This window comes from Halotalea alkalilenta DSM 17697, assembly GCF_000621205.1.
GTDB classification, from domain to species: domain Bacteria; phylum Pseudomonadota; class Gammaproteobacteria; order Pseudomonadales; family Halomonadaceae; genus Halotalea; species Halotalea alkalilenta.
On record NZ_KK211227.1, the window covers coordinates 224095 to 250640 of the forward strand.

A 26546-nucleotide genomic window follows, 5' to 3' on the forward strand; every position below is an offset into this window, starting at 1 on the left:
AGGCCTGCGCTACCGGCTCCTAGGAAACCATCATGGCGTCGACTTGGTCACGTCAGCGCAGTTCACTTGCGCTACGGCCAAGACGACTATATGATTCGTATATGTCTCATATACGACTAGATACATGGGCATCGTGAACATCGACGACGATCTGCATGACCAACTGCGCAAGGCCAGCGCAGTATCGTGCCGGTCGATCAACGCACAGGCAGCCTTCTGGATCAGGATCGGCATGCTGTGTGAAATGAATCCAACGCAAAGCTTCAACGATATCGTTGCTCGTGAACTGCGGGCCGCGGGCGTTGTGGCGCAACCCATCAAGATGGGGGCGTCATGACCAAACGGCCAGAAGAAATCGCGCTGATGGCGGAGTCAGGCCAGCTTTTGGCACAGGTGTTCAGCCATCTTGATCGGCTGAATCTGATTGGCATGTCCACGATGCAGGTCAATGATCTGGTCGATGACCTCATCGTCCATGAATTCAACGCACGCCCGGCCAGCAAAGGGCAATACGGTTACGCCTACGCGCTAAACGCCTCCCGCAACCATGTGGTCTGCCACGGCGTTCCTTCCGCCGAGGACATCCTGCAGGACGGGGACATCGTCAATTTCGACATCACGCTGGAGAAGAATGGCTACATCGCCGATTCCAGCAAGACCTATCTGGTGGGCCAGGTGTCGCAGCCGGCACGGCGGCTCGTGCAAGTGGCTTATGAAGCGATGTGGAAAGGCATCCAGGCTGTCCGCCCAGGTGCCACGCTCGGTGACGTGGGCCACGCCATCGAGCGGCATGCCCGCAGGAATGGTTATTCGATCGTCCGGGAATACTGTGGGCACGGTATCGGTCGTGAAATGCACGAGGACCCCCAGGTTTTGCACTGGGGCAAGCCGCGAACGGGGCTAGTACTGCGCGAAGGCATGGTTTTCACCATAGAGCCGATGGTGAACCAAGGACGACGTGCCATTCGAACTGAGGACGACGGCTGGACGGTGGTTACGCGCGATGGGCAATTGTCGGCTCAGTTCGAGCATACCGTTGCTGTCACCGGGAACGGTGTGCGTGTCTTGACGCTGCGCCCGGGCGAAAAGGCGTTGCACTGATCCAGTGTGATAGCGATACGGACTTTCGCTCAGGATCTGACTTTGACTTCGGGTAAGAACACGCCGTTGCCGGCGTGCTCTCCTCATAGAACAGTGCATGAGATTCCACCCCGTTAACACGGACACTTCCGAGCAAGCCCATATCGAGCAAAAGAAGTGTCCATGAAACGAAAGAAATACAGCCCCTAATTCAAGCGGATGGGCATTGAACTGGCTCGCCGTTCAGAGGCCAGTCGCTGCAGATTACCCAGGAAATTGGAATAGCCCCGAGGTGGGCAGGCCGTCCGGGTTGGTGTTATCCTCCAGGGAGAAGTTGAAGCAGAAATTGTGCCGATTGTCGGCCGTCCGCTCCTTGAAGACTTTGAGGTCAACTTTATCGGTCTGTGCCCCATAGGCTTGGCTCGGTTCGCCATCGCGACCAGCGCCGTCATGCTCGATGTAGCACAGATGCTTGGGGAGCAACAGTGGGCCAGCGTTAGGGGATAATGCCTGTGGCATTGAAGCGGCACTCACGGCGCATGAGCAGACGCTTCCCCCGCGCAGCACGGCTGCTGCCAGCGATATAACGCAGAACTATCGACACTTCTTCAACAGCAACGCTCCCCGGGGGCTTTTCGCCGCGTATTAGTTGTGAGGGGCTTCGATTGCGCCCAGCCGCAATGTCCGCTTCACCCCCTCTCAGGCAACGAACGGCAGAAATGCTCAATCAATGGTGTCAATGCATCCGGTGTTTCCAACATGGACAAATGCCCTGTACCTGGTACTACGGTCATGACGGCTTGCGATATGCGAGGAAGTAATTCTTTCCTCAGTACCTCGGGCGAATCCACGCGATCCAGCTCACCCGCAATAACAAGCGTAGGTACGTCTATGGCACCTACCTGCCCAGTGATGTCTTCCAAGCTGGTCGCTCTGGGCCAAGCTAGCTTAGCCGCTGGCGCGCCACGCAAGCTGTCCGCGATCACTTGTTCGCGATCCTCCGCTGACAGCGGGAGGGCCGTCAGCACGTTATCGATAGTCGCCTCCACTGTTTCACGGTTTGCGTAGGCTCCTGCCATCATTTCGCGTGCCTCTTTCGGCAAGATCATTGGCGATGGCGGTGAAGGAGCGACGAGAACCAACCCGGCCAGTCCGGCAGGCCGCCGCGAAGCCATAAGCTGAGCGACCTTGCCCCCCATCGAGTGACCGATCAGAACGTAGCGCTTCGGGTGCAGCGCTGCAATCACGCCCTCTGCATCGGCTGCAAGGTCTGCCAGCCCGTAGCCCATCGAAGGCGCGTCGGATTGACCCCAGCCGCGATGATCGAGAGCAAGCGTATGGAAGTTCGGCGCCAGCCTGGAGCAGACGTGCTTCCAAGTGCGGGAGGAGCCGCCCCAGTAATGCAGAAAAACGAGTGACGGATCGCCTTGCCCTTGCTCCTCGACATGGATCTCTATGCTGTTCGATTCGACCTTCATTGGAACATCCTTTTGCTAAAGCCCACCGGGGATCGGCTGGCTACAGTGCTAGGCTAGACCCATTCCATTCGGACGATAATAGGCCTAGATTTATCACCACCTGATAATCAGGATATCGAATGAGGTGGTATGGATAGATTGCTCAGCATGGCGGTGTTCGTCTCCGCAGTCGAAGAAGGCAGCTTGGTAAGCGCCGCTCGACGGTTTGGCCTGTCACCGTCGATGGCGGGCAAGCACGTTTCCGCGATCGAGGAACAGCTGAAAGTTCGGTTGCTTCAACGCAGCACGCGCAAGTTGACGCTAACGGATGTAGGAAGGTCCTACTACACGCGATGCAAGCGCTTGCTGGAAGAATACGAGGACGCGAACCGCGAAGCCCAGGACGCGCAACAGAGTGTGCATGGAATTTTGCGCGTGGCTGCGCCGACAACCTTTGGGGCACTGCATCTTGGTCGTGTTGTATCGAATTATCTGGCTGAATACCCCGATGTCTCGATCGAGACCACGCTGAGCGATCGCTATGTCGATCTACTGGCAGATGGCATCGACGTTGCTATCCGCATCGGCCGTCTGCAGGACTCCGACCTCGTTGCTCGGCGGCTCGCCTCGTGTCGCATGATGTTCTGTGCAGCCCCATCCTTTTTGGCACGACATGGCGAGCCGAAAACCATCGAACAGCTCCGCCAGGCACCTCGGCTTGCTTTCTCCCAGGCGGTTTCAGCCGGAGACTGGAGCGTTACGGATGCTAACGGCCAGACATATCACATTGATGGTGAGATCCGGCTCGCTGCAAACAACATGCAGATGCTGCTCGCGGCAGCGCTGACAGGGGCGGGGGTGGTCTACGGCCCTAGCTTTGTGTTCGAGCAGTCCATCGCCAGCGGTGCGCTTCGTGTCCTGCTGCCTGACCACAAAACAAAGGATTTGGCGATTCATGCCATCTATCCGAGCAAGCGCCATGTGTCGTTGAAAGTTCGCCGTTTCATCGAGCATCTGAGCATGAGCTTCGACGACACGCAGCCGTGGGATCTCATGCATAGGAGCACTACGGCTTGAGGTTGCCCCTGAGTCCCCCAGCCCTGAGAATGCCGGGCGCGTCGGACGCGCCCCAAACGTGACGTGGCGGTTGCCTTGCCCAAACAGCAGTCGTGCGTTTGTCTGGATCAATCGCGCTTCGTGTGGAAGGTGCCTTGCTTGATCGGAGCCTGTGCGGCAGTGTGGCTGGATGGAACCTCTCTTCACGCAGGCTCTGGGCCTGAGTCCGCCTTGGGCGGTGACTTCGGTGGATTTCCGGCGGCCTGAGGGCGCCATCCACTTTGCCGTCGAGTGCCAAGCGCAGCGGCTGGGGTGTCCGGCCTGCGGAGCGGCGGACCAGCCGATCCATGACCGGATCGAGCGCCGTTGGCAGCACCTGCACTTCTTCCAGTTCAAGGCCTTCATCCACGCCGGTCTTCCGCGGGTGGCCTGCACGGCGTGCGGCAAGACCGGCCAGGTCCAGCCGCCATGGGCGCGTCCGGGCTCGGGCTTCTCGCTGGTGATGGAGGCCTTCGTGATCGCGCTGTGCCAGGCGATGCCGGTGGCGCACGTGGCGCGGCTGGTAGGCGTGTCGGATGACCGCATCTGGCGCGTGCTGCGTCATCACGTCGACCGGGCACGCGCACGGGAGGACTACAGCGCGGTCAGGCGCGTCGGCGTGGATGAGACCAGTAGCCGGCGCGGCCAGCGCTACATCACGCTGTTCCATGACGCAGACGCGGGGCGGTTGCTGTTCGCCACGCACGGGCGCGATGCGGCGACCTTCGAGTCGTTCGTGGCCGATCTGAAGATGCACGGCGGTGATGCGAATGCGATCGGCGACCTGAGCATGGACTTGTCCAAGGCCTTCCAGGCGGGCGCGGCCGCGCATTGCCCGAACGCACGGCTGACCTTCGATCCCTTCCATGTGGTGGCCCTGGCCAGCCGGGCGCTGGACGAAGTGCGCCGGGCCGAGGTCAAGGTTGAGCCAGCGTTGAAGGGCAGCCGCTGGGCGCTGCTCAAGGACGCCCAGCGCTGGAGCCACAAGCAGGTCTGCACCCTGCACTGGCTGCAGCGCAGCAGCCTGAAGACGGCCCGCGCGTGGCGCTTGAAGGAGGCGCTGCGCAGCCTCTACGCGGTGGCTCGCGCGCACGAGGAGGCCAGGCGCGAACTGGATCGCTGGATCGGTTGGGCGCGTCGCTGCCGGCTGCCGTCGTTCAAGCGCCTGGGTGCCACCTTGCGCGAGCACAGGCACGGCATCCTCGAACACTTCCGCAGTGGATTGAGCAACGGCTTCGTCGAGGCGATGAATGCGCAGATCCAGGCTGCCAAGGCCCGGGCCAAAGGCTACGCCACCAACGACAACCTGATCGCGATCGCCTACCTGCTGTGCGCCAAGCTCAAACACCTACCGCGCAATCCATGGCTGAAACCTGCGGCATCATGATCAGGCTCTTTCCACACGAAACGCGAGAGAGCCGTTTGTCTTCGTGGTGCGTCCGTCGGCCTCGCCTCTATGTCGGCAGAAGTCCGGCTACCCTGTAGCTCGTGATCAACGTATCGAAAAGACTTAAGTCGGAACGCCCACGTGCCATCAGCTGCGCTCCTGTGATTGCAGCATAGATGGCCTGCGCGCGTTCTTTCGCGATGTTCGGATTGACAATCCCGGCGCTCGCCAAAACCTTAGCCAGCCATGTGATATGCACATCAGAGAATGTTCGAACTTCTTGCCTCACATTCTCGGGAAGGTCATCGTATTCAGCCGTCATGAAACTGCACAGGCAGATGCGGTTGTCGTTCTCCAGCGCCTTTCTGAACATATTGGGATATCTGCGCAAGCAATCTGTGGGGTCCGGAAACCGATTCAACAGTTCTTCCAATTGCGTCGACGAATTTTCCCAGTATCGTCTGGCAACTGCAGCAGCAAGAGCCGCCTTGCTCGGGAAATGATGGTAAAGACTTGCAGGTTTGACACCAACTTCTTCGGCCAAGCGGCGCACGTTCAAGCCACCGTAACCGTGTGCTTGGGCGATTCGTGTTGCAATGGACAAGATCTTGTCACTGGAGTTCGTGTTTCTCTGACTCTCCACGGCTGTCGCCCTCGACTTGTGTAATAACGCTCCACGGCGGTATTTTGTCTTGCGAGCGTTTGGTTACGAATACGTCGAACGGCCTACCTGCGAACAAATGCAGGTTGGCTCTTTACGCTGGGGCGCATTTTCATCCTTTCGTACCATGCCAAGAGCGCCGTGCATTCGGCGGGTACCGCCAAGTCGACGATATCAGCGAATATCAGTCCGGCGATGACCGTAATGTCGGCCATGGAGAACGCGTCGCCGGCAACATAAGCTCGCTTGCGAAGCACATCGTCGAAATAATGCATGCCACGCAAGGCCTTGTCGCGCTGCCTGAGTCCCCATTCCCTGTTCTGGTATTGCTCCACCAGTGGCCCCAAACCCGGCGTTCCATGGTGGAAGTAAACACTGATGGCGTCAAGCAGCTCCAGTTCGGCGCGCTTGCTCATCATGTGAATCATTCCCCTCTCGAACGCTGTGGAGCCCGTCAAGACAGGCTCCCCGACGAGCGCATCGAGATACTCTGTGATGGCAGTGCACTCGGCAATGCAAGTTCCATCCGCAAGCTCAAGTACCGGAACCGTGCCAGAGTAGTTTTTCCCCGCAATGAATTCGGGATCCTTGTGTTCCCCTTTACGCAGATCGACCATCACGAATTCCACGCGCGACTGGAGGTTCTTTTCCGCCAGAGCGATCCGGACACGGGTCGGATAGGGGCCTATGGGGAAGTCATAGATCTTCATTGCTGGCTCACCATCGACCGCCATTGCAACAGTATTCATTTAAGGGCTCTCCACGCGACGATTTCGTATCAGTGAACAACTAGTATCAGTTTTATGCTACCTAACGATCGTTAGGTTGAATGCTATTGGGTAGCAATGCCAATGTCAACTGTTCCTTGCCGCCGCAACTGCCGCTCAAGCCATGCAATCGTCTGCGCTCCCCAGCGATACCTCGTTCACCTCCGACCGCTGGGTTGCATGCTTGCGTGACCACGCGTACCAGGATGGGGGAGCGTCGACAGATTGTGCGCATCACAAACGAAGCATTGAAGTCCGTTGCCGCGGCTGTTGCTGGACTCTGGCGGCACAACCTTGGCGAGAAGGGCTCAAGCGCGATCTCATCCAGCGCAGTCTGCTGCCGGAGATGGTGGAGTCGGCGTTAGCGCTGGGGCATTGCAACAACGTCGATGTGTTATCTGACAGCATCGGCCTCTGGATGACGACTGCATCCACATCGGCAACGCCGATTGAGCGCGTGATCGCCCTTGGCGTCACGATGACTCCCAATAATGCTTATTGCTACCTTTTGATGGCGTTGCAACTCGTCGTCAAATATTCTGCTATGAAATCAAGGAACGCGCGCACTTTGGCGGACGACACCTCGCTGCGCTCCAGGTAGGTCGCGTAGATGTCGGCGTTGGGTAGCTTCCAGTCACCCAGCAATGGGATCAGTTCGCCCCGGGCCAGGTAGGGGGCGATTTCCCACGCTGAGCGGATGGCGATGCCATGGCCGTCCAGTGTCCAGCGCAGCACGGCATTGCCATCGTTGCTCGATAGCACATTGTCGACTTTGACCGTCTCGGTGGACTTTCCGCGGCGGAAATGCCAAGCGCCGTAGGCCGCATCGTTTTCCCGAACGACCAAGCAGGCGTGACGCACCAAGTCGTGCGGAACGTTCGGCTTACCGTTCCGGGCAACATAGGCCGGCGAAGCGCATACAAGACGGTGATTGCGCAGCAACAACCTTGCATTGATCCGGGTGCTGGGAGGATCGCCGAAGCGGATGCCGATGTCATAACCGTGTTCGCGCAGGTTCAAGGGCTGGTCGGTCAATTGCAGTTGCACCCGTATGGCGGGATAGCGGGCAACGAACGCCGAAATGGCCGGTGCCACCCGCGCACGACCGAAACCGTATGAGGCATTGACACGGAGCAGTCCGGCCGGTTCGGCATGGCCGCGGATCAGCACTTGCTCAAGTTCCTGCAATTCCCCGAGCAGGCGTGATCCCTCGGCCAGGTAGCGTTCGCCCTCCGGCGTGAGTGTCAGGCGTCGTGTCGTGCGATGGGTCAGGCGCACGCCGAGCCGCTTTTCCAAATGCGCCAGGCGCTTGCTGACCGCTGGCGGGGTGACGCCAAGTTCGCGCGCGGCCGCAGCCAAGCTGCGATGGCGCGCCACTAGGGTGAAAAGGCGGATGTCGGAGAACTCGGACATGATGCTCCAATTCGTTCCTTCTAGTTATTAATAGAATAAATATATTTCAATAACGCCGTTCTGATGCAGGAATTAGAATAGCTTCCGGGACTTGGAGGCAAGAGATGTTCGAAGGCTTTTCCGACGTATCCACCACGGTCGATGGCAACAAGATCCATGCGCTGATGGCCGGCACCGGGCCGGCGTTGCTCCTGCTGCATGGACACCCTCAGACACACGCGATCTGGCACAAGGTGGCTCCGACGCTGGCGCGGCAATTCACGGTTGTCGTTGCGGACCTGCGCGGCTATGGCGACAGCGGGAAACCGCCAGGCGAGCCAGACCACGCCAACTACGCCAAGCGTCGGATGGCCTTGGACCAAGTGCGATTAATGCAGGCGCTGGGCCTGCCGACGTTCGCGGTGATCGGTCATGACCGGGGTGGTCGGGTCGCGGCGCGGATGGCGCTGGATCATCCAGATGTGGTATCCCACCTGGTCACGCTGGATGTGGCACCCACGCTGGCGATGTACCAGCAGACCTCATTCGAATTCGCGCGCGCCTACTGGCACTGGTTCTTCCTCGTGCGACCGGCACCCTTCCCGGAGACGCTAATCCGGGCCGATCCGGATCTCTACCTGAAGCAGACCATCGGTGCCCGCAGTGCCGGCCTGAAGCCTTTCGCGCCTGAGGCCTATGCCGCCTATCTGCGCTGCCTGTCCGATCCGGCAACCGCACATGGCATCTGCGAGGACTACCGTGCCTCGGTAGGCATCGACCTCGAACACGATCAGGCCGATCTTGCCGCGGGCAAGCAGATTCAATGTCCCTTCCTGGCGTTGTGGGGACGCGATGGCGTGATCGAACGCTGCTTCGATCCTCTGGCCGAGTGGCGCCGCTGGAATCCTGGCGTAAAGGGCATGGCGCTGCCCTGCGGCCACTACATCCCGGAGGAAGCGCCCGAGGTGTTGCTTGATCACGTCCTCGCCTTCCTGCCTTCCTGACTGTCCGCGAGCCTGCCCATGCCAGCGACGACGCTTTACCGGAAACTGGTCGATTCGCACACCGTCGAACGCCTGGACGCCGACAACGTGCTGCTTTATGCCGATCTGCATATCATGAACGAATACACCAGCCCACAGGCTTTCGCGGGACTGGCGCAACGCGGGCTGAGGGTGCGGCGCCCACGCCAGCAACTGGGCGTGGTCGATCACGTCATCCCCACGCGCCCGGTGCCGATTGCTGCGCGCACGATCGACATTGCCCCCGCCGCACGGCAAGCGGCGAACTTTGCCGCCAACTGCGCTGAGCAGGGGATCAAGCTGTTCGACGTGCGTGATCCGATGCAAGGCATCGAGCATGTGGTCGCGCCGGAACTTGGCCTGATCCGTCCCGGCATGGTCGTGTTGTGCGGCGACAGCCATACCACGACCTACGGTGCCCTCGGGGCACTCGGGTTCGGGATCGGCACGTCGGAAGTGGAGCACGTGCTTGCCACGCAGACTCTGGTGTATCGCGTGGCCAAGGACATGCGAATCCAGGTCGATGGTCGGCTGCCTCTGGGGACGACGTCCAAGGACCTGATCTTGCACATCATCGCCAAGATCGGAGCACAAGGCGCGCGTGGCTATGCTGTCGAGTATGTCGGCGAAGCTATCACCGCACTGTCCGCCGAGGCGCGCATGACCTTGTGCAACATGACCGTGGAAGCCGGTGCCCGCGCCGCGCTGATCGCGCCGGACGCGATCACGTCCGACTACGTGTGCGAGCGGATCTGCGATATGGACGACGCTGCGCTGGCGGCCGCTCGTGCCGCATGGAGGCAACTCCGCACGGACGCATCGGCGCGTTTCGATGCCGAGCATCGCTTCGATGCTTCCGAGGTCGCTCCCTATGTCACCTGGGGTACCAGTCCCGACCAGGCGCTGCCGGTGGACGGCACCGTGCCGCCGTTGAGCGATGCCGCGGGTGACATCGAGAGGGCGACTTGGCACAAGGCACTGGATTACATCGGCTTGGCGCCCGGCACGCCGATCGAAGGTATTCCGATCGACCGCGTGTTCATCGGTTCGTGTACCAACGCCCGCATCGAGGACCTGCGCGAGGCGGCTCGGGTGGTGTGGGGGCGCAAGGTTGCCCCAGGCGTGCGGGCGATGGTGGTGCCTGGCTCCGGGCTGGTTCGTGACCAGGCCGAACGCGAAGGGATCGCGCAGGTGCTGGTCGAGGCGGGATTCGAATGGCGGCAACCGGGCTGTTCGATGTGCCTGGCGATGAACGACGACGTACTCGCGCCGGGCGAGCGGTGCGCCTCCACGACCAATCGCAACTTCGAGGGCCGTCAGGGCCGCGGCAGCCGCACGCATCTGATGAGTCCGGCCATGGCTGCCGCTGCCGCGATTGCCGGACGCATCGTGGACATTCGCAAGGAGTCCCGCGCATGAGCGAAACGCACCGCATCGCAGGCGTGGCGGCGCCATTGCCAATCGGCAACCTGGACACCGATCAGATCATGCCCAAGCAGTTCCTGCTGGGGATCGACAAGAGCGGACTGGCAGACGGACTGCTACATGACCTGCGTTTCGACGCCGAAGGGCGGCTTCGCCCGGACTTCGTGCTCAACCGTCCGGAATATCGCGGCGCGCGCATTCTGTTGGGCGGGGCGAACTTCGGCTGCGGATCGAGCCGGGAGCACGCGGTATGGGGATTGCAGCAGGCCGGGTTTGATGCGGTCGTCGCGCCGAGTTACGGAGAGATCTTCTATTTCAATGCGATGAACAATCGCCTGCTGCTTGTCACCTTGCCGCCGGAGCAGGTCCAGGTGTTGATGGACAGCGTGGCGCATGGCCAGGACAAGCGCTTGACCATCGAGTTGGGGGAGCAAATCGTTTCCACTCCGCAGGGCGATGAATATCCCTTCGATTTGCAACCCAGGCAGAAGCGGATGCTGATCGATGGATTGGACATGATCGCCATGACCTTGCGCGATGCAGCAGCCATCGACCGGTTCGAAGCTGAGCATTGGCAGGTACGTCCCTGGTGCCGTGTCGATATCGCCAGGACGCGGGCAAGAAAACGCGGTGCGGGCTTGAATTCCGTACGCAGCCAAGGACAGGCCTTGTCCTCCGAAAAGGAAAGGTAGCGATGAACATGGCGATCATGGGGAACGGATGGTTAACGTTCAGCCACTGCCTGCTTGCGGCGGCTGGGCGATGTGTATTTCACGACAGGGACACGGAACCCCCTACCGAGATGCGGCCGTGTCGGATTCGCTGATGAAGTTCATCGGCGTCTTGCCGAGCCGCCGTTTGAACATGGTGGAAAACGCGCTGGGGCTGTCGTAGCCCAGATCCAGCGCCACCTGCGTGACGGACTGCCCAGCCGATAGCCGGGGCAGCGCCGCCAGCAGGCAGGCTTGCTGCCGCCATGCCCCGAAACTCATGCCCGTCTGCTGGTGAAAGAACCGGGTGAAAGTGCGCAGGCTCTTGTGCAGCCGTTGCGCCCACATCTGCGGCGTGGCCTGGATGCTGGGCGACTTCAGGAACGCCTTGCACAGCCGTGCAAGCTGGCGGTCTTGGGGGATCGGCGCGAACAGGGGCATCGTCTGCGTCTGGCGCACTTCGTGCAGCAGCAACTGCGCCAGCGCACCGTCGCGCCCGTCCTCGTCGTACAGCGCGGGCATGTCCGCCGAGGCCAGCAGCAACTGGTGCAGCAGAGGGGAGATGACCAGCGCCTCGCAGTGATCTGCCGGGCGCGGCGCGGCAGCCGGCTCGATGTAGAGGCTGCGCGTACTCACACCCTGCATCCGCACGCGGTGGGGTTTGCCGGCGGGAATCCACACGCCGCTGTACGGTGGAATGGCCCATGCGCCATCGTCCGTTTCCACTTCCATCACCCCGCTCATGCCGTACAGCACCTGGGCGCGCCGGTGCGTATGGGTGTCGAGCAAGGTGCCCGGCGGGTAATCGGTGCCGATGGCCAGCACGGGGCGCGCCACGGCATCCACGGAGTCCAGCGGTATGTTGCGCATGGCAATGGATGGCCTAAACAAAAGGATTATTGACTAATCAGCGAGAGACAGCCAATTCGGCGCACCCTATCGTGAAGTTTCGTCCTCTCACGATGCGGTTTCCGCCATGTACTTCCTGCTTTTGTTCTTTGGTTTCCTCGCCGGGATAACGACCGTGCTGTTCGGCTTCGGCGGTGGCTTCGTCGTCGTGCCCGTGCTGTATTCCGTGCTCCTGGCTACGCATGGCGGCAGCGCCGTGGGCGACGCCGCCATGCACGTGGCCGTTGCCACGTCCACCTGCGTGATGATCTTCGGTGCGGGGCTGGCGACGATGCGCCATCACAAAGCTGGCACGGTGCCGTGGGATCAGGTGCGCCCGCTACTGGGCTACATCGCCGTGGGCGCAATACCGGGCGCGGCTGCCGCATTGGCATTGAGCGGGGACTGGGTACGCTGGGCCTTCATCTTCTACCTGGGGTTGACGATCCTCGACAGCATCCTGCGGCCGGGCTTCACCCAGGAAACGGCTGCGCGGATTCGTCCATGGGGACGGTGGATGACCGCTGCCGCAGGCACGGCGATTGGTGCGATCGCCGCCTTCCTGGGCGTGGGCGGCAGCGTGATGACCGTGCCGCTGATGCGCCGCCGCGGCGCCAGCATGACCGCTGCGACAGCAGCGGCCAACCCACTGTCGCTGCCAATGGCCGTGGTCGGCTCGGCGACTTATGCGCTGCTGGCGTGGAACGATGCACCGCTGGGTGCATGGCACGCGGGTTACATCGACTTGCGCGCTTGCGCGGTCTTGGCGGTTGGTTCATGGCTGGGTATCCGGGCCACATCGAGGTGGATTGGCCGGATTCCCGATACCATTCACGCCAAGGCATACATCACGCTGCTGTGCGTCGTTCTGCTGGTGATGCTGGTGGCTTAGTCTTCTCTGCCTCTAGCTGTGATCTCTCAGTAGGTTGTTCATCCGGGGCATCTCTGGAAGATGGGGGTTACGAAGCCAAACCAGCCCCCAGGAGCCCCGGATGAACAACCTACTGAGAGATCACAACTAGTCCACAATGCAGGTCAACGATCTGATCGTTGGCCCCATCGTCCATGAACTCAAAGCGTGTCCGGCCAGTGAAGGACAGTACGGGTACGTCTACGCGCTCAACGCCTCCCGCAACCATGTGGTTTGCCACGGTGTTCCTTTCTCCGAGGACATCCTGCAGGACGGGGACATCGTCTAGGCCCAAGTCGCAAAAGCCAAATGCGTGGTTGTTGTCATCGCCGATATCAATCCCGGCCAGCAATCAAGCCACATCGGCGTCCGATGTGAACAGCTTGGGCCTCGGAGCCGGATCGGCCCATACCCATCCACTGCACACAGTCGGCTTCTGGCAAGCGCGCAGGTCCGATCAGCGAGTCGGGGCGGACAGGGATGGTGAAAACGGGGCGAAGCGGTCTCCGCTTTTTTTGTCGCGTCGAGGCCTGGTTTCGGTTCGACTGTCACCGGATTGGCTTCCCTCCGGTGTTGTCTCATGGACTCTTGCGCTGTTCCTCATGCCACTCGCACCCGCCCAGCATGGCTTGCTGCGGGCATTGCCATCCTGACGTTGGCCACCCGCGCCGCCGCAGCGGAAGTATGGGTCGTTACCGACTCGCATCATCCGGTCCTTGGCCAGGCTGACCGACACCTCATCTTGGACGCGGCCGCGGTGCTCGAAGCGGAGCTGGCCGACAACCTGCCCACCGATCCTGAGCGCGCCAGCGCCATCGTCCAGCAACGCCTGAAGCTGGGCGGTACAGACCTGCAGCGAAGGATCGGCACCGCCTACCAGGGCGTTGCCGATGCCTGGAGCCTTGGCGTCGCCAAGGTTCCGGCCATCGTGGTGGATCGCCGATACGTGGTCTATGGCGAGACGGACGTGGCCCGTGCGGTTTCCCGCATCGACCAATACCGGAGGACGCAGCCATGACGAGGCGTCCGTTCGCACCATCCCGGCGCCAGCGGTTGGCCATCGCAGCGCTGTTGCTGGGGTGTTCCGCATCGTCCTTTGCACTGAACACCGCCACCATCGTGGCCTCCACCCTGTCGCCGGATTGCCTGGAGTACCGCGTCACCGGCATCTGCTACTGGCTCTATTGCACCTGGACGGGATGCACCGTGCGCACCTCGGTCAAGGTGCGCCACTACATCCCGGATGCCGTGGTGTCGAGCTACTCGAACACCGGCGAGAACCCTTGGGTCGAGGTGCGGGCGATGAGCCTGCCGAACCCGACCGCGAAGGCCGGCGGCGACGGCACCACCAACGAGGATCACGAGAACAACCTGGCGAAGTTCAAGAACGCCGACGTCATCGGCCATCCCGGTGGCCATGTGTTCAGCCAGTTCGCCAGCGCGTCCGGCTACACCTGCGAGGGCGCAGGCACCGCCTTCATGCCCTATCTGCTGAGCACGCTCGACACGCTGGCATGGCGCTACAACATCCCCGAGGCGCTGTATCCGGAAGCACTGATTCCCGGCCGGCGCGAGATCGGCACGCGCACGGGCCTGAATCTCTGGGGCAACGTCTATCCGCGTGGCGGCTTCCTGCACCAGGTGGATGACCACAAGGCCGCAGCCGTGGTCGCCCAGCGCGCGGGTGACATCGTGACGCGCCGCAACCAGATCCACGTCTACCAACCGCTGCTCGCCAGTTCGCGCGATGGCTACTGGCCGGCCGGCGCCCTGATGGAAACCGATGCCGCCACGGGCAAGTGGCAGGAGCTGACCCCCACGCTGTCCAGCAGTTGCGCGGTATTCCCCCACGGCAATGCCAAGGTGCAGGCCCGGCAAGGCGACTACGCCTGGGCATTGTGGCGTCCTTATAGCTGCTGCCAGCGCCGCGGCCAGGTGTTCCTCGGCAGCGTCGATTTCCTGTGAGACCCGATGCCATGACGACTTCATTTCCGAGCGCCCGTCGATTTCTGTACGTCGCATTGGCCGTTGTCGCAGCGTTGTGCTACTCCAGCGCCGGGGCGCAGACCAGCGTCAACGAGTACGGCGTCCAGCATCAAGGCAGCGTGATAGGCGACGACGTGCTCTACAGCATTGGGGGCGGCCGCGCGGTGTCCATGAGCGGTGCGGCCAACATGCACTCCATCGGCGTTGGCGTCGGCTGGAACAGCAACCTGATCTGTGGCGACATGAGCATCACCACCACGCTGCAGAACCAGTTGAACGGCATCACCAATGGCTTCCAGGCCATCATGTCCTCGGTGATCCAGAACGCCACCGCTGCCGTGGCGTCGCTGCCCGCCTTGATCATCCAGCGCGCCGATCCAGGGCTGTACAACCTGTTGACCAATGGGGTGCTGCAAGCCAGGCTGGATTTCGATCGCAGCAAGCTGACCTGCCGTGCCATCGCCAATCGCATGGCCGACATGGCGGGTGGGCAGCTCGGCTGGGACCAACTCGCCGAAGGCATGGCGCTGAAGCAGGCCGTCGCGAGCACCGATGCGGTCTCAGCGATCGACGACGCCGAGGCGAACCGTGGCAACAATGGCGTGCCGTGGGTCGGCGGAGACAACGCTGGCGGCGCGGGCCAACGTCCGGTGCGTGTGGTCGGCGACGTGACCCGCGCCGGCTACAACCTGCTCAATGGCCGTGGCGTCGGCGATGCCAGTTCGATTCCGCAAGCCAGTTGCAGCGGCAACCTGGCATGCCAGACCTGGAGTTCGCCCGATGCCGCCGCAGCCTGGGCCATTCGCGTGCTGGGCGAGCAGGAGCAGCGCACCTGCGATGCATGCACCAAGACCGTCACCACGCCGGGCGTTGGCCTGACCCCGCTGATTCAGGAGGAATACGAGGACAAGCTGCAGGCCCTGCAGGAGCTGGTCGCCGGCAGCCGTCCGACCACGGCGCAGAACCTGCAGGCTGCGAGTAGCGCGTCGCTGCCCATCACCCGTGGCGTGATCGAGGCGCTGCGCGACGAGACGGACCAGGACATCCTGGCTCGGCGCCTGGCCTCGGAGGTTGCGCTGGCCAGCGTGCTGGAGAAGGCGCTGCTGCTGCAACGCACGCTGCTGACCGGGCGCAAGGAGCCCAACGTGGCCGCCAACGAACTGGCCCAGAAGGCCGTCACCCACGAAAGCGACATCCTCGATCGCGAGATTCACAACCTGAAAGCAGAGCTGGAGCTGCGCCGCGAACTGGCCAGCAATTCGCCGATGGCGATCATCCAGCGCCACAGCACCCGCGCCGCCGGTGCGCGTGGCATCTACGAGGGTGACCCGGTGCGCAATCGGGTCGATGAACTGCAGCGGCCGCCGTCTGGCGGAAGCCATCCATGAATACCGTGGGGCGGTGCCTGCGCTGGCTGTCCAGCCGGCGTGCCATTCTGGTGCTGGTGTGGGCGGTGTCGCTGCTGATCGCCGCGACCGCCGTCAATGTGGTCGGCATCCGCATCGCGGGCGGCATCGAGGGCTGGCAGCGCTGGATGGCGGCGCAATCCGGGGCCTTCCTGGCCTGGCGCTTGTTGCTCTACGCCGTCACCGCCTGGGGTTGGCTCTGGATGCGCCGTCGCCTGCGCGCTCGGGAACCGGAGCGCGCTGCCGGGCAGCGGCTGTTGCGCGCAGAGGTTGCGGCCATCATCGCCGTGATCGTGCTGGAAGCCGGCCTGCTGATGCAGGCAGGATAGCGCGGGGTCGCCATGACGCTGTTCACCACCGACTACCTGGAGTACTACCTGACGCTGGTGTCCTGGGTGGTCCACAACGGCATCTGGTCGGTGCTGGTCGCCAGCGGCATGTTCGCCGTCCCGTTCCTGGCGATCGTCATCCAGGAATGGCTGAAGGCCCGCGTGGAAGGCGCGGACGAGGGCAACAAGGGGGTGCTGTCCTCGGCTCGCATCGAGAACCGCGTCTTCGTCGCCATCGTGGTGACCATGTTCGCGGGCATCCCCTTCATCGATGTCGATTTCAACACCATCAAGTACGACCGTTCGCGTTCGACCCAATGCCAAGTGAATGTCCCGGAGCCGATCGATACGGGCTGGTCGCAATCGTTCAGCACGATCAACAACCAATCGGCCAAGGTGCCGGTGTGGTGGTTCGCCATGCACGCGATCTCGCGCGCGATCACCGGCGCCTCGGTCGCGGCCATTCCCTGCGGCACCGACCTGCGGCAGATCCGCATGGACATCGACGCGACCCGCATCGACGACCCGGTGCTGGCCCAGGAGGTCAGCGACTTCACCCGCGACTGCTACGGCCCCGCCCGCGCCAAGCTGTTCATGACCCGGCCCAGCCTGAGCGAGGAGCAGATGCACGACGTCACCTGGATCGGCTCCAACTACTTCGTCGGCACCGCCGGCTTCTACGACAGCTACCGCTCCAGGACTCCGCGCGATGCCTGGCCGTTCGACGCCAGGCGCGACGCCGGCCTGGCTCAGGTGCCCGGCGGGGGCGGCTACCCGACCTGCCGGCAGTGGTGGTCCGACGGCGGCCACGGCCTGCGGGCACGACTGCTGGCCCAGGTCGATCCCAGCCTGCTGACGCGACTGGCCGGCTGGGCGGGCTTCCTGAGCCAGGCCGAGGTCAACGACTCGGTGATCCGCGCCGTCGCCAGCCCTCGCCAGCAGAAACTCAACCAGGGGGCGGTCTACACGGACTACGGTGGCCAGATCGACATGACGCTGCCCAACATCGTCACGCGCGCCGCCAGTGACGTCGGGCTGACCGCCGGATCACTGGGCTATTTCCCGGCGATGGACGTGGTGCGGCAGGCGCTGCCGATGGTGCTGTCCCTGCTCAAAATGGCGCTGGTCATCTGCATCCCGCTGGTGCTGCTGATTGGCACCTATGACCTCAAGGCCGTGGTCACGGTGAGCGTGGTGCAGTTCGCGCTGTTCTTCACCGATTTCTGGTTTCAGCTTGCCCGCTGGATCGACTCGACGATCCTCGATGCGCTCTACGGCTGGGGGTGGGGCTGGAACCGGCCGCACACGAACTTCGATCCGCTGGTAGGCCTCAACAACACCTTCGGAGACATGCTGCTGAACTTCGTGATGGCGACGATGTTCCTAGTGCTCCCGGCATTCTGGATTGGCGCATTGACTTGGGCTGGGATTAGGGCCGGAACTGTCGCAAATGCTTTCTCGGCAGGCACCAAAGACGCGGGCAACGCGGGCGGCAAGGGGCCAGGCGTCATGTCGAGGAAGCTGAAATGACTCAGCGATGAACGGCTTCAATCTTCTTCGCTGTACATCACGTGAGAGGTGTCGTTGTAAAGGTTTGGATCGTAGCCAGGCGTTTGACGTAGTTCATCCAGACTCGCAGGAAATTGCAGGTCAAAATCGTCGTCGCCCCCCGGCGTCTGCTCCGCCATCCTGGCTGCCACAACGAGAGCGACCAGTATCAGCGCCACCCAGAATGCGACGTACAGCAACACCCCGAGGACCGCCAGCTTGATCACCCAGATCAGCACCGCTGCACCGCCCGCCGGCAGTGCCTGCGCCATCAGCCATCGATGCATCCGACGCTCGGCGCGCAGCCAACCGCGCCATACGCCGCCCAGCCAGCGGCCCAGCCGCGCTGCGGTGGTCATGCGTGCGGTGTGCTTCATGGTTGGCTACCTCATGGTCGTTCCACGGTCGTTGGGCAAGGTGATGCCGGTTTCCTTCATGCCTGCCGCGCCGCGAATGCTTCGGCGCTCATGATCAAGCCGGGAAAGTCCTCTCGCATGGCGAGAATGTCCGCATCGCCGGTGATCAACGCATCCGCCTTGCCGACATGCGCGAGCACCAGGAACACCTGGTCCTTCTCGTCGCGGCAGGCCGGCAGGTCGGGCCATGGCATCGGCAGTTCCACCACATCGGCGTAGGGCAGGAAGTCCGCCAGCAACTCCTGCTGTTCCAAGGTCGACAGCTTGAACTTGGGAAAGGCCAGGACGCGCAGGAGTTCACTGGCCGTCTCCCGGCAGACCAGCGGCTGCAACTGCTGTTGCTGCCAAGCATGGCGTATCCAGGCCAGGCGTCCTGCATTGAAGACCAGCGCCGACAGCACGATGTTGGTGTCGAGCACGACCCTGCGCATCAGCGCCGCGCCCAGGCCACGGCATCCTCGACGTCCTGCTCGGTGATCCCGAGTTGCTCCAGCTTCTCGCGCACGGCCTGGGCCTTCTGGACCCGCACGGGGGTCAGGACGATCCGACCGCCCTCGACGGTCACGTCGAAGTACTCCGCCGCATCCACGCCGGACACGGCCGCCTTGGGCAGCGTGATCTGATTTTTCGAAGTGAGCTTGGCAAGCATGGGAGGCCTCCGTAAGTTTCACAGGAAATCTTACTTCCTTACTTCATTCTCGACAAGCATGCCTTCGGGTGCAGGGGTTTCAGGGCCTGCCGTGCTTCCAGCGCCGGTTGAAACTGCCTGATCCGGTGAAAACACAGTGCCTGTTCCGATCCCGATCCTGGAGCGCACCGGCTCCGCATTGATTGCGGCACACGAAGCCAACTGCCCCTATATCAAAGGGCTTGTCGAAGGCCAAAGGGCTGGGGATGGAGCAAGGGAATGGCCTCAAGGGGAAAGGCCCTACCCGAAAAGGCCAAAAGGCTCCTCCGGCCAGCCCGTCACCAGGATGTCGCCATGCTTTCGCTGTTCCAGCGCAAACGGGTGCCGCCGGCCACCGCCGCCGCGCCGCCTCCCGTCGAGCCTGCCAAAGGGTTGACCCGGCCGCAGTCGGCCGCAGCGCTGCTGGCAGAGCCGCGCCGGCAGCGGCTGCTGGAACACATCTGGCAGCGCACCTCGCTGTCGCGTCGGCAGTTCCGCTCGCTGTACCTGGCGCCGCTGGAACGCTACGCCGAGCTGGTCCAGCAGTTCCCGGCCTCGGAGGCGCATCACCATGCCTGGCCGGGCGGCATGCTGGACCACGGCCTGGAGATCGTGGCCTACGCGCTCAAGCTGAGGCAGTCCCACTTGCTCCCGGCCGGCGCCTCGCCCGAGGCCCAGGCCGCGCAAGCCGAGGCCTGGACCGCCGGGACCGCCTACGCCGCGTTGCTGCACGACATTGGCAAGATCGCGGTCGATCTGCACGTCGAGCAGGCCGATGGCCTGGTCTGGCACCCCTGGCACGGGCCGCTGCGCCAGCCGTACCGCTTTCGTTACCGGACGGATCGCGAGTACCGGCTGCATGGCGCCGCCACGGGGCTGCTCTACACCCGTGTGCTCGATGCCGGCATCCTCGACTGGCTGAGCGACTACCAGGACCTGTGGTCGGCGCTGCTGTACGTGCTGGCGGGCCAATACGAGCATGCCGGCACGCTGGGCGAACTGGTCGTCAAGGCCGACCAGGCATCGGTGGCCCTGGCGCTCGGCGGTGATCCGGCCAGGGCCATGGCGGCGCCGAAGCATGCGCTGCAGCGCAAGCTGCTTGATGGCCTGCGCTACCTGCTGCGCGAGGAGTTCAAGCTGAACCAGCCCGGCGGCCCGTCGGATGGATGGCTGACCCAGGACGCACTCTGGCTCGTCAGCAAGACGGTCAGCGACAAGCTGCGCGCGCATCTCCTGTCGCAGGGCATCGAAGGCATCCCATCGAACAACACCGCCGTCTTCTCGGTGCTCCAGGACCATGGCATCGTGCAGCCCGCTCCGGATGGGAAGGCGATCTGGCGGGCGACCGTCACGAGCGGCACCGGCTGGTCGCACAGCTTTACCTTCCTGCGCCTGTCGCCGGCCTTGATCTGGGAGTCGGGCGAGCGTCCCGCACCGTTCGCCGGCACGGTCACGACGGAAGAGCCCCTCCCTGGCGATGAGGCAGCGCCGGGCTCCGACGGCATCCCGGCCACCTCACCGCCCCCTGGGGTGGCGGATTCCCCGGCCGGGCTCGCGGACCCGGTCTCCGATCTGCTGTCGATGCTCGATGCGTCCGACGCAGCCACCGCCGGTGCATCGTCCGCCAGCGCGGAACCGCCGTCACCATCCGCCGGAGCAACTGTGACAGTGACCCATTCGGCGCTGACCGGTCCTGCCACGATGCCGGCTCCCGCGAAGGCCACGCCGTCCGGGGAAGCCTTCATCGCCTGGCTCAGGCAAGGCATCGAGTCGCGCAAGCTCATCATCAACGATGCGAAGGCACTGGTGCATACCGTCGATGGCACGGCGTACCTGGTCAGCCCCGGCGTCTTCCAGCGCTACGTGCAGGAACATCCGGAGATCCAGGCGCTGGCCCGACAGGACGATCTGCACGACTGGCAATGGGTGCAAAAGCGCTTCGAGAAGCTGGGGCTGCACCGCAAACAGGACAGCGGCCTGAACATCTGGACCTGCGAAGTCACCGGGCCGCGCAAGTCGCGGCGGTTGCACGGCTATCTGTTGGCGGCGCCTTCGGCATTGTTCGCGGAAGTCCCGCCGGACAACCCCTACCTGTCCCTGGCGCGCGGCTAGGAGTCTCCTCGCCACACACGGGCAGCGCACCTGCCGACCCTATGTCTTGCATCGTCGATACCCCCTCATGCTCGATGGGCGACCCAACCCTTGAAGGTGAACGCGCAGTAGAAAAGGTCGATGTCCGCGAATCCAGCCTCGCGGAGCAGATCGACATCCTGCACGGGCGAAAGCACGGGCAGCCGTTCCTTGATCGCCGCGATGCTGCCTTCGGCTTGACGCACTGGTACGCCGGAAGTAGCCGCGAACGCCGCATTGCGCGAGAGCCATCTGTCCCGACCGGGATCTTCGCCGGGAAAGCTGTGATGCGCGACGATAAGGGGCGCACCGGGCTTGAGTCGCAGGTGCATTTGCTGCAGCGTCTGCAGGCGCTCGGCTGGCGGCAGGAAATGCAATGTCAGCAGGCAGGTCGCGCCATCGAAGGGCCCCTTGGGGGCGCTGTCGATATAGCCCTCGTGCAAGCGCACGTGGGGCGCCATCGGGCCCAGGATCGTGCGGGCGAGTTCGAGCATCTCTGCGGAGGGATCGACGCCGTCGAACTGCCAGCCGGGCTGCATTTCAGCGAGGGCCTTCAGTTCCAGCCCGCCGCCGGCGCCGAGCACCAGGATGCGCGCGTCGGCCGGTGCGCGTTCGGCCAGCAGCACGCCCGCCATCCGGTGCAGGTCGCGCAGGCCCGGCACGATCCTCGCGGTTCTTTCCGCATAGCCCGATACAGCCGTCGGGTCGGAGAACGACGTCATCGAGCGCGGCCTTCCGCTTGCGCTGGCTCGATCGTCTCGGGCCAAAGCAGTGATCGGTGAATCTGGGCGCCGGTCATGGCACCGTTGCCCACGGCCAGCGACACCGAATGCGGTGCCCGCGCGACATCGCCGCAGGCAAAGATCCCAGGCACCGAGGTCTTGCTCTCGGCATCCGTGCGGATCTGGATGCCCATGGGCGTTTCTTCCAGTGCACAGCCGATTGTCCTGGCCAAAGGGTCGGAGGGAACGGTTCGCGTTGCAACAAACAGGCCCGCAAAGCTCAGTCGCCTTCCGTCCACCAATGTCACGTCGGCATGCCCCTCGATTTTGTCGATGCGCGCCTCTTCGATGACCACGCCTCGGCGTTCCAAAGTGGACCTGATTTCCTCATTGAGTTCCAATGCACCGTTGACGAACAAGGTGACATCCCCCCAGTCCGTGAGCAGTTCAGCCTGATGGATGGACATCGGGCTGGCACCGACGATGCCGATGCGGCCTTGTCCAAGTTCATAGCCATGGCAGTACGGGCAGTGAAAAACCGTCTTCCCCCAGCGTTGCGCGAGCCCGTCGATGGCTGGAAGCTGGTCGGTCACCCCCGTCGCCAACAGAATGCGTCGCCCCAGGTGCGACTCGCCATCAGCCGTCGTGACGGTGAATTCATCCGCCTGCCCGGCGACAGCTTCCACCCGACCTTCAAGCCAGGTCAGCGTTGGATAGGCTTGAAGCTGGCGGCGTGCGTTTGCAGCGATTTCACCTGGCGGCACACCATCCTGACCGAGAAATCCGTGTGAATGGCTGGCGAAGCGGTTGCGCCGCTGGCCCGCATCGATCACCAGCACTGACCTGCGTGCGCGCACCAGTTGCAGGGTCGCGGCCATTCCTGAGTAGCTTCCGCCGACGACGATCACATCGTGATTCATGATTGATTCCTTGAATGTCGTAAAGCCGCATGCCGGCGTGCGAAGTCAGAGGCCAGATCGGCAAGGGTGATTTCCGAGAACCGCGTGAGCAGCAGCGCCTCGGCTTCGGCAAACGCGCCTTCGAGTGCCGCATTGACCGTCTGCTCGACCAGACACTCCGGTGTCTCGTTGCGGTTGCCGATGGCAAACGTCGCCGGCTCGCCCAGGGCTTCGTGCAACTGACGCAGGGTGACGCTGCCAAGGTCGGCGTGGATACGCCATCCTCCTGCGTGGCCTCGTTCGGAGGTGACGATTCCCGCTTGCCGCAGGTATCCCATCGTGCGTCGAACGACGACCGGGTTGGTTCCCAGGCACAGCGCCAAGGTTTCCGAGGTAACGGGTCCATCCTGCTCGGCCATGTGCAGCAGCGCATGCAGGACAGACGAGAGGCGGCTGTCTCTTTTCATGAAACAAATGATGTTACGAAAAAGGCCGAGTGTCAAATGCGAGGTGGCAATGAACACTTGGCAAGTCACAGCCTTGACGTACAAGAACGTTGTTGACACCTCACCGCCATGACGGCATGGCTATTCGGTGCCGCTCTCTTCCTCGGACAGTTGCGCCTCGGTCGCGGCCATCAGCGTCGCGGCCGAGCACCCCAGCCCCTTCGCGATCCGCAGGATCAACACCAGCGTGGGCATGTGCTCGCCGCGCTCGATCTTGCCCATGTGCGACCGGGCGATGCCCGCCTGTTCCGCGAGCACCTCCTGCGCCAGCCCCTGCGCGGACCGGGCCTCGCGCACGGCAACGCCGAAAGCGCGCGCTGGCTCGCTTTCATAGGTTCTTGTCCCTGCGGGTCTCCCGCGTTGCACCGATCGCTTCTGCATCAACAGAAGCGTCACGCGCAAAGCGAATCTAAACCACGTTAAACTTATCTCATCGACCGGTCGCGCCCGGTTTTTCCCAGTGTCGGCGTTGTGCAGGTGACACGATGATCGCTCCCGATCCCTTGAACATTGCCCTGTCGGACTGCCTGGCCTATCCCCGGTTGTCGGTGCCGATGGCGGAACATCGCCGGCGCCATCCGGACCACCCCATTCGCCTTCATGAAGAACGCCTGGTGGATCTGCATCGAGGACTGCTCGCGGGGGCCTTCGAGGCAGGCCTCTGCCAGTCGCCCGCAGCACCGGAAGGCATCGATGTGCGCCCCGTCTGGCGCGACACGCTGGCATTGGCCGTGTCGGCCCATCACCCCTTGCTGGCCTTCGCGTCAGTGTCCCTGGAGCAGGCGGCCGACCACCCTTGGATCGCCCTGGATGGGCGCGGCTGTGTGGGCTACTGCGGGCAGATCGACTCACTGCTGACGGCGGCCGGCGTCATTCCCTCGGCCGTCACGACGGCCACATCGTTCGGGTTGATGATGACCTTGGTGGCCGCCGGCTACGGCGTCTGCCTCGCACCCGCCGCCCGCATCGATGGTCATCGTTCCCTTGGCGTTGTCCAGCGTCCCTTGCAAGAGGGCGCGCTGACGCTCACCACGTACTTCCTGAGCCGTCGAAGTACGGACAGCACCCACCTGGAGCCGTTTTTCCAAGCGCTCCAGGCAAGCGCCTGACCGAACTTCGGCGCGACCCTGGCTTGATCAATCTCCGGGCGTCGCTTCGGCGGCATCGGCAGCGACGGCTTCGCGCACCAGCCGCTGCACGCTTTGCCGGACCGGCTCAGGGAACTCGGTCGTCACGACCGGCTCGCTTGCCTGCGTGCACTGTGCGGCCACCAGCCGCGCGGCAAGGTGCAGGTTCGTTGGGTTGACGGCTTCGATGGCCGGCCGTGTCCCGAGCGCCTCGTACGAGCGCAGGAGTGCGTGGTAGATGTCCCAGGTGTCGATGCCCGGTGGCAGTTGCTTCAGCACGGACTGGACCAGCCTGCGCTTGAGCGGATCGAGCTGCCAGTCCGGCACGCGCTGCCCGCGATGCCCCATGTGGATCGACAGCAGGTTGCCGGCCTGGATCTCGTAGGTGATCCAGCGGCGCGACTTGCCCGCGAGCCTGGCGTAGTCCGCCACTGAGAGGTTGTGCGGCGCCTCGAAGGTCTCCAGCACTTGCTGGCGTTCGCGCTGCACCTCCGACAGGCGCGGCCGTGCGTACTCGGGCATGCGCACGGCCGACAACCGCTGCACCGATGCCGGCGCTTCGGGTTGGCCGGGCGCCGGCGCGGTCACGATCAGTTGCGGCGCGGAGAGGTCGACCACCGGCGGCTGCGCGGCCGCCTGGCCGGCGATGGTCGGCAGGCCCTGGAGCGTGATGGTCAGATGCCGGCTGGCAACCTCGACCTGGTTCTGCTCGAACAGGTCCAGGCGATCGGCCCAGTCCTGCATCATGACGCGGCGCTGCTCGACGTATTCGGCATGGTTGTAGGTCGCGCTGATCCTGTCCGGGTCGGCATGCGAGAGCTGGGCGTCCACCCATTTCTTCGGGTACCCGAGTTCGTTCAGCGCCGTCGAGATCGTGGCACGGATGCCGTGGCCGGTCAGCTGGTCCTCGTAGCCCATGCGCTTGAGCGCCCCGTTAAACGTGTTCTCGCTAACGGGATGCTTGAGGCACCAGTCGCCCGGGATCAGGTAGACCTGGGCCGGCTTGAAGTTGTCGAGCAGGTGGCGAACGATCTCCTGCGCCTGCACCGACAGCGGCACGATGTAGGGCGGGATGTCGATGAGACGCTTGCGCTTCTTCCTGGTGAGCAGCTTGCGCTGCTTGAGCCTGGCCACCGGGATGATCCACAGGCCCCGGTCGAGGTCGAACTGATCGGGCGTGGCGAAGCGAAGCTCGCCGGTACGCACACCGGTGAGCATCAACAGCCGCAAGCCCAACTGCGTGTTCAGGCGCCCGCGGTACTTGCGCAGTGTCTGCAGCATGACTGGCAGCTCGTGCATGCGCAGGAACGGGTTGTGTTCGACCGGCGGCAATGGCAGCGCGACCACTTCCAGGTCCCTGGACGGGTTATCGCCCATGTTGGGAATCGCCACCGTGGCGTAGGTGAACAACTGGGTGAACCAGGTCCTCAGCTTCTCGGCCACCGACAGCGAGCCGCGCTTTTCCACCTTGCCGATGATGTCCAGCAGGTGTGCGCGGGTGATCTCGTAGATGGTCAGGTGCCGCAGCGAGGGGAACACGTCTTTCTTGAAGACGCGCCCGATCTGTTCAAGGCTGGTCTGCCGTCCTTCCTCCAGCGAGAGCCGGCGATGGGCCAGCCATTGCTCGTAGACGGCCATGAAGGTGTGCTCGCCGGCCAGGACGATCGCGTGCCGCCTGCGCTTGCGTTCGCTGTGCGGATTGACGCCCTTGGCGAGCAGCGAGCGGGCTTCATCGCGAAGCGCACGGGCGTCCTTCAGCGAGAGCGCTGGATACGTGCCGAAGGACATGCGGTCGCGCTTGCCGCCCCACGAGAAGCGGAAGTGCCACGCCTTTGCACCGGTGGCTGAAACAAAGAGGGAAAGGCCGTCTGTGTCGGCCAGGGTGTACGGTTTGCCGGTCGCCTTGGCCTGGCGAACCGTGAGGTCCGAAAGCATGATCCCAACTCCTTGAAAGCGAGTTGAGTGCCATGTTTCCCATCGGGCCCCGGCTCCCCCAGCAACAATGCGGAACTGGGA

General features: G+C 63.3%; 29 protein-coding genes. 16 read left to right on the forward strand and 13 right to left on the reverse strand.

Annotated elements, in window-relative coordinates; translation table 11 throughout:
• The first annotated feature begins 124 nt into the window (after window positions 1-124).
• Together Q376_RS0112160 and map are read left to right on the forward strand one after the other, a co-directional pair.
• Window positions 125-337: a ParD-like family protein gene (locus Q376_RS0112160; RefSeq protein WP_001554376.1), complete on the forward strand. Its 213-nt coding sequence runs from the start codon at window positions 125-127 to the stop codon at window positions 335-337.
• Entirely contained in the window at window positions 334-1101 is a 768-nt protein-coding gene (gene map / locus Q376_RS0112165; protein ID WP_001554377.1) for a type I methionyl aminopeptidase, read from the forward strand. The genes Q376_RS0112160 and map overlap by 4 nt, the downstream gene beginning before the upstream one ends.
• Window positions 1102-1769: 668 nt before the next feature.
• Here map and Q376_RS0112175 read toward each other — a convergent pair.
• Window positions 1770-2558, reverse strand: coding sequence for an alpha/beta fold hydrolase (locus Q376_RS0112175; RefSeq protein WP_001554379.1), 789 nt, complete (start codon window positions 2556-2558; stop codon window positions 1770-1772).
• Between the two features lie 129 nt (window positions 2559-2687).
• Here Q376_RS0112175 and Q376_RS0112180 point away from each other — a divergent pair, with 129 nt between their 5' ends.
• Both Q376_RS0112180 and Q376_RS0112185 read left to right on the forward strand, forming a co-directional pair.
• The gene (locus tag Q376_RS0112180) at window positions 2688-3614 is read left to right on the forward strand and encodes a LysR family transcriptional regulator (RefSeq protein WP_001554380.1); all 927 of its coding nucleotides are present in this window, start codon (window positions 2688-2690) and stop codon (window positions 3612-3614) included.
• Between the two features lie 169 nt (window positions 3615-3783).
• Window positions 3784-5019, forward strand: a complete 1236-nt coding sequence (locus Q376_RS0112185; RefSeq protein WP_027350545.1) for an ISL3 family transposase — start codon at window positions 3784-3786, stop codon at window positions 5017-5019.
• Window positions 5020-5086: 67 nt separating this feature from the next.
• Here Q376_RS0112185 and Q376_RS0112190 read toward each other — a convergent pair whose 3' ends face one another.
• The 3 genes from Q376_RS0112190 to Q376_RS0112200 form a co-directional block, all read right to left on the reverse strand.
• Complete coding sequence (locus Q376_RS0112190) at window positions 5087-5623, reverse strand: TetR/AcrR family transcriptional regulator (RefSeq protein ID WP_211266661.1); 537 nt, start codon at window positions 5621-5623, stop codon at window positions 5087-5089.
• 122 nt (window positions 5624-5745) lie between these two features.
• Window positions 5746-6429 (reverse strand): glutathione S-transferase, encoded by a 684-nt coding sequence (locus tag Q376_RS0112195; RefSeq protein WP_043447664.1) that lies wholly within the window; start codon window positions 6427-6429, stop codon window positions 5746-5748.
• Window positions 6430-6948: 519 nt separating this feature from the next.
• Window positions 6949-7860 carry a LysR family transcriptional regulator gene (locus Q376_RS0112200; RefSeq protein ID WP_027350548.1) on the reverse strand — a complete coding sequence of 304 codons (912 nt, stop codon included), beginning with the start codon at window positions 7858-7860 and terminating at the stop codon, window positions 6949-6951.
• 104 nt (window positions 7861-7964) lie between these two features.
• On the opposite strand from Q376_RS0112200, the gene Q376_RS0112205 reads away from it, so the two are divergent.
• From Q376_RS0112205 to leuD, 3 genes are read left to right on the forward strand one after another with little or no spacing between them, the layout of a single operon-like run.
• A complete protein-coding gene (locus Q376_RS0112205; protein ID WP_027350549.1) occupies window positions 7965-8843 on the forward strand; it encodes an alpha/beta fold hydrolase in 879 nt (292 codons plus the stop codon).
• Between the two features lie 18 nt (window positions 8844-8861).
• The gene (gene leuC, locus Q376_RS0112210; protein WP_027350550.1) at window positions 8862-10280 is read left to right on the forward strand and encodes a 3-isopropylmalate dehydratase large subunit; all 1419 of its coding nucleotides are present in this window, start codon (window positions 8862-8864) and stop codon (window positions 10278-10280) included.
• Window positions 10277-10978 carry a 3-isopropylmalate dehydratase small subunit gene (gene leuD, locus Q376_RS22475; RefSeq protein ID WP_211266662.1) on the forward strand — a complete coding sequence of 234 codons (702 nt, stop codon included), beginning with the start codon at window positions 10277-10279 and terminating at the stop codon, window positions 10976-10978. Before leuC ends, leuD begins: the two co-directional genes overlap by 4 nt.
• A gap of 102 nt (window positions 10979-11080) precedes the next feature.
• Here leuD and Q376_RS0112220 read toward each other — a convergent pair whose 3' ends face one another.
• A complete protein-coding gene (locus tag Q376_RS0112220; protein ID WP_027350551.1) occupies window positions 11081-11866 on the reverse strand; it encodes an AraC family transcriptional regulator in 786 nt (261 codons plus the stop codon).
• Window positions 11867-11972: 106 nt separating this feature from the next.
• Between Q376_RS0112220 and Q376_RS0112225 the strand changes: the two genes are divergently transcribed.
• The 7 genes from Q376_RS0112225 to Q376_RS0112255 all read left to right on the forward strand — a co-directional run bounded on the left by Q376_RS0112225 (window position 11973) and on the right by Q376_RS0112255 (window position 18045).
• Window positions 11973-12776 (forward strand): sulfite exporter TauE/SafE family protein, encoded by an 804-nt coding sequence (locus tag Q376_RS0112225; RefSeq protein WP_027350552.1) that lies wholly within the window; start codon window positions 11973-11975, stop codon window positions 12774-12776.
• Between the two features lie 136 nt (window positions 12777-12912).
• Window positions 12913-13083 (forward strand): hypothetical protein, encoded by a 171-nt coding sequence (locus Q376_RS24385; RefSeq protein ID WP_245598945.1) that lies wholly within the window; start codon window positions 12913-12915, stop codon window positions 13081-13083.
• A 291-nt stretch (window positions 13084-13374) separates the two neighbouring features.
• Window positions 13375-13812, forward strand: a complete 438-nt coding sequence (locus Q376_RS0112235) for a TIGR03757 family integrating conjugative element protein (RefSeq protein WP_027350554.1) — start codon at window positions 13375-13377, stop codon at window positions 13810-13812.
• Window positions 13809-14759: a TIGR03756 family integrating conjugative element protein gene (locus Q376_RS0112240; RefSeq protein ID WP_009618112.1), complete on the forward strand. Its 951-nt coding sequence runs from the start codon at window positions 13809-13811 to the stop codon at window positions 14757-14759. The genes Q376_RS0112235 and Q376_RS0112240 overlap by 4 nt, the downstream gene beginning before the upstream one ends.
• An 11-nt stretch (window positions 14760-14770) precedes the next feature.
• Entirely contained in the window at window positions 14771-16168 is a 1398-nt protein-coding gene (locus tag Q376_RS0112245; protein WP_009618111.1) for an integrating conjugative element protein, read from the forward strand.
• Window positions 16165-16515, forward strand: a complete 351-nt coding sequence (locus Q376_RS0112250) for a hypothetical protein (RefSeq protein WP_027350555.1) — start codon at window positions 16165-16167, stop codon at window positions 16513-16515. The genes Q376_RS0112245 and Q376_RS0112250 overlap by 4 nt, the downstream gene beginning before the upstream one ends.
• Window positions 16516-16527: 12 nt before the next feature.
• Window positions 16528-18045, forward strand: a complete 1518-nt coding sequence (locus tag Q376_RS0112255; protein ID WP_027350556.1) for a conjugal transfer protein TraG N-terminal domain-containing protein — start codon at window positions 16528-16530, stop codon at window positions 18043-18045.
• 17 nt (window positions 18046-18062) lie between these two features.
• Here the strand turns inward: Q376_RS0112255 and Q376_RS0112260 are convergent, their stop codons facing one another.
• The 3 genes from Q376_RS0112260 to Q376_RS0112270 are packed head-to-tail and all read right to left on the reverse strand — an operon-like array spanning window position 18063 to window position 19128.
• Entirely contained in the window at window positions 18063-18440 is a 378-nt protein-coding gene (locus tag Q376_RS0112260) for a DUF3742 family protein (protein ID WP_027350557.1), read from the reverse strand.
• A gap of 56 nt (window positions 18441-18496) precedes the next feature.
• Window positions 18497-18898: a putative toxin-antitoxin system toxin component, PIN family gene (locus tag Q376_RS0112265; RefSeq protein ID WP_238570083.1), complete on the reverse strand. Its 402-nt coding sequence runs from the start codon at window positions 18896-18898 to the stop codon at window positions 18497-18499.
• 11 nt (window positions 18899-18909) lie between these two features.
• Window positions 18910-19128, reverse strand: coding sequence for an AbrB/MazE/SpoVT family DNA-binding domain-containing protein (locus Q376_RS0112270; RefSeq protein WP_006489017.1), 219 nt, complete (start codon window positions 19126-19128; stop codon window positions 18910-18912).
• Between the two features lie 333 nt (window positions 19129-19461).
• Between Q376_RS0112270 and mobH the strand changes: the two genes are divergently transcribed.
• Window positions 19462-21258, forward strand: coding sequence for a MobH family relaxase (gene mobH / locus Q376_RS0112275; RefSeq protein WP_027350559.1), 1797 nt, complete (start codon window positions 19462-19464; stop codon window positions 21256-21258).
• Between the two features lie 65 nt (window positions 21259-21323).
• Here mobH and Q376_RS0112280 read toward each other — a convergent pair whose 3' ends face one another.
• Genes Q376_RS0112280 through Q376_RS0112295 form a run of 4 tightly spaced genes read right to left on the reverse strand, consistent with a single transcriptional unit; the run spans window position 21324 to window position 23799 of the window.
• On the reverse strand, window positions 21324-21998 hold the full coding sequence (locus Q376_RS0112280) for a class I SAM-dependent methyltransferase (protein ID WP_027350560.1): 675 nt from the start codon (window positions 21996-21998) through the stop codon (window positions 21324-21326).
• On the reverse strand, window positions 21995-22918 hold the full coding sequence (locus Q376_RS0112285) for an NAD(P)/FAD-dependent oxidoreductase (protein ID WP_006489015.1): 924 nt from the start codon (window positions 22916-22918) through the stop codon (window positions 21995-21997). Before Q376_RS0112285 ends, Q376_RS0112280 begins: the two co-directional genes overlap by 4 nt.
• Window positions 22915-23463, reverse strand: coding sequence for an Rrf2 family transcriptional regulator (locus tag Q376_RS0112290; protein ID WP_342665975.1), 549 nt, complete (start codon window positions 23461-23463; stop codon window positions 22915-22917). Before Q376_RS0112290 ends, Q376_RS0112285 begins: the two co-directional genes overlap by 4 nt.
• 21 nt (window positions 23464-23484) lie before the next feature.
• Complete coding sequence (locus tag Q376_RS0112295) at window positions 23485-23799, reverse strand: helix-turn-helix domain-containing protein (protein ID WP_425402430.1); 315 nt, start codon at window positions 23797-23799, stop codon at window positions 23485-23487.
• An 89-nt stretch (window positions 23800-23888) separates the two neighbouring features.
• Here Q376_RS0112295 and Q376_RS0112300 point away from each other — a divergent pair, with 89 nt between their 5' ends.
• Window positions 23889-24512: a LysR family substrate-binding domain-containing protein gene (locus tag Q376_RS0112300; RefSeq protein ID WP_027350563.1), complete on the forward strand. Its 624-nt coding sequence runs from the start codon at window positions 23889-23891 to the stop codon at window positions 24510-24512.
• A gap of 27 nt (window positions 24513-24539) precedes the next feature.
• Here Q376_RS0112300 and Q376_RS0112305 read toward each other — a convergent pair whose 3' ends face one another.
• Window positions 24540-26465: a tyrosine-type recombinase/integrase gene (locus Q376_RS0112305; protein WP_027350564.1), complete on the reverse strand. Its 1926-nt coding sequence runs from the start codon at window positions 26463-26465 to the stop codon at window positions 24540-24542.
• Between the last annotated feature and the right edge of the window lie 81 nt (window positions 26466-26546).

Excerpts from the sequence above, each read along its gene's own strand:
- Q376_RS0112305 (WP_027350564.1), bottom strand. The coding sequence starts at position 26,465 with ATGCTTTCGGACCTCACGGTTCGCCAGGCCAAGGCGACCGGCAAACCG.
- Q376_RS0112180 (WP_001554380.1), top strand. The coding sequence starts at position 2,688 with ATGGATAGATTGCTCAGCATGGCGGTGTTCGTCTCCGCAGTCGAAGAA.
- leuD (WP_211266662.1), top strand. The coding sequence starts at position 10,277 with ATGAGCGAAACGCACCGCATCGCAGGCGTGGCGGCGCCATTGCCAATC.
- Q376_RS0112185 (WP_027350545.1), top strand. The coding sequence starts at position 3,784 with ATGGAACCTCTCTTCACGCAGGCTCTGGGCCTGAGTCCGCCTTGGGCG.
- Q376_RS0112280 (WP_027350560.1), bottom strand. The coding sequence starts at position 21,998 with ATGACGTCGTTCTCCGACCCGACGGCTGTATCGGGCTATGCGGAAAGA.
- map (WP_001554377.1), top strand. The coding sequence starts at position 334 with ATGACCAAACGGCCAGAAGAAATCGCGCTGATGGCGGAGTCAGGCCAG.
- Q376_RS0112240 (WP_009618112.1), top strand. The coding sequence starts at position 13,809 with ATGACGAGGCGTCCGTTCGCACCATCCCGGCGCCAGCGGTTGGCCATC.
- leuC (WP_027350550.1), top strand. The coding sequence starts at position 8,862 with ATGCCAGCGACGACGCTTTACCGGAAACTGGTCGATTCGCACACCGTC.
- Q376_RS0112205 (WP_027350549.1), top strand. The coding sequence starts at position 7,965 with ATGTTCGAAGGCTTTTCCGACGTATCCACCACGGTCGATGGCAACAAG.
- mobH (WP_027350559.1), top strand. The coding sequence starts at position 19,462 with ATGCTTTCGCTGTTCCAGCGCAAACGGGTGCCGCCGGCCACCGCCGCC.
- Q376_RS24385 (WP_245598945.1), top strand. The coding sequence starts at position 12,913 with ATGCAGGTCAACGATCTGATCGTTGGCCCCATCGTCCATGAACTCAAA.
- Q376_RS0112270 (WP_006489017.1), bottom strand. The coding sequence starts at position 19,128 with ATGCTTGCCAAGCTCACTTCGAAAAATCAGATCACGCTGCCCAAGGCG.
- Q376_RS0112200 (WP_027350548.1), bottom strand. The coding sequence starts at position 7,860 with ATGTCCGAGTTCTCCGACATCCGCCTTTTCACCCTAGTGGCGCGCCAT.
- Q376_RS0112285 (WP_006489015.1), bottom strand. The coding sequence starts at position 22,918 with ATGAATCACGATGTGATCGTCGTCGGCGGAAGCTACTCAGGAATGGCC.
- Q376_RS0112250 (WP_027350555.1), top strand. The coding sequence starts at position 16,165 with ATGAATACCGTGGGGCGGTGCCTGCGCTGGCTGTCCAGCCGGCGTGCC.
- Q376_RS0112175 (WP_001554379.1), bottom strand. The coding sequence starts at position 2,558 with ATGAAGGTCGAATCGAACAGCATAGAGATCCATGTCGAGGAGCAAGGG.
- Q376_RS0112245 (WP_009618111.1), top strand. The coding sequence starts at position 14,771 with ATGACGACTTCATTTCCGAGCGCCCGTCGATTTCTGTACGTCGCATTG.
- Q376_RS0112235 (WP_027350554.1), top strand. The coding sequence starts at position 13,375 with ATGGACTCTTGCGCTGTTCCTCATGCCACTCGCACCCGCCCAGCATGG.
- Q376_RS0112300 (WP_027350563.1), top strand. The coding sequence starts at position 23,889 with ATGATCGCTCCCGATCCCTTGAACATTGCCCTGTCGGACTGCCTGGCC.
- Q376_RS0112195 (WP_043447664.1), bottom strand. The coding sequence starts at position 6,429 with ATGAATACTGTTGCAATGGCGGTCGATGGTGAGCCAGCAATGAAGATC.
- Q376_RS0112160 (WP_001554376.1), top strand. The coding sequence starts at position 125 with ATGGGCATCGTGAACATCGACGACGATCTGCATGACCAACTGCGCAAG.
- Q376_RS0112255 (WP_027350556.1), top strand. The coding sequence starts at position 16,528 with ATGACGCTGTTCACCACCGACTACCTGGAGTACTACCTGACGCTGGTG.
- Q376_RS0112220 (WP_027350551.1), bottom strand. The coding sequence starts at position 11,866 with ATGCGCAACATACCGCTGGACTCCGTGGATGCCGTGGCGCGCCCCGTG.
- Q376_RS0112225 (WP_027350552.1), top strand. The coding sequence starts at position 11,973 with ATGTACTTCCTGCTTTTGTTCTTTGGTTTCCTCGCCGGGATAACGACC.
- Q376_RS0112260 (WP_027350557.1), bottom strand. The coding sequence starts at position 18,440 with ATGAAGCACACCGCACGCATGACCACCGCAGCGCGGCTGGGCCGCTGG.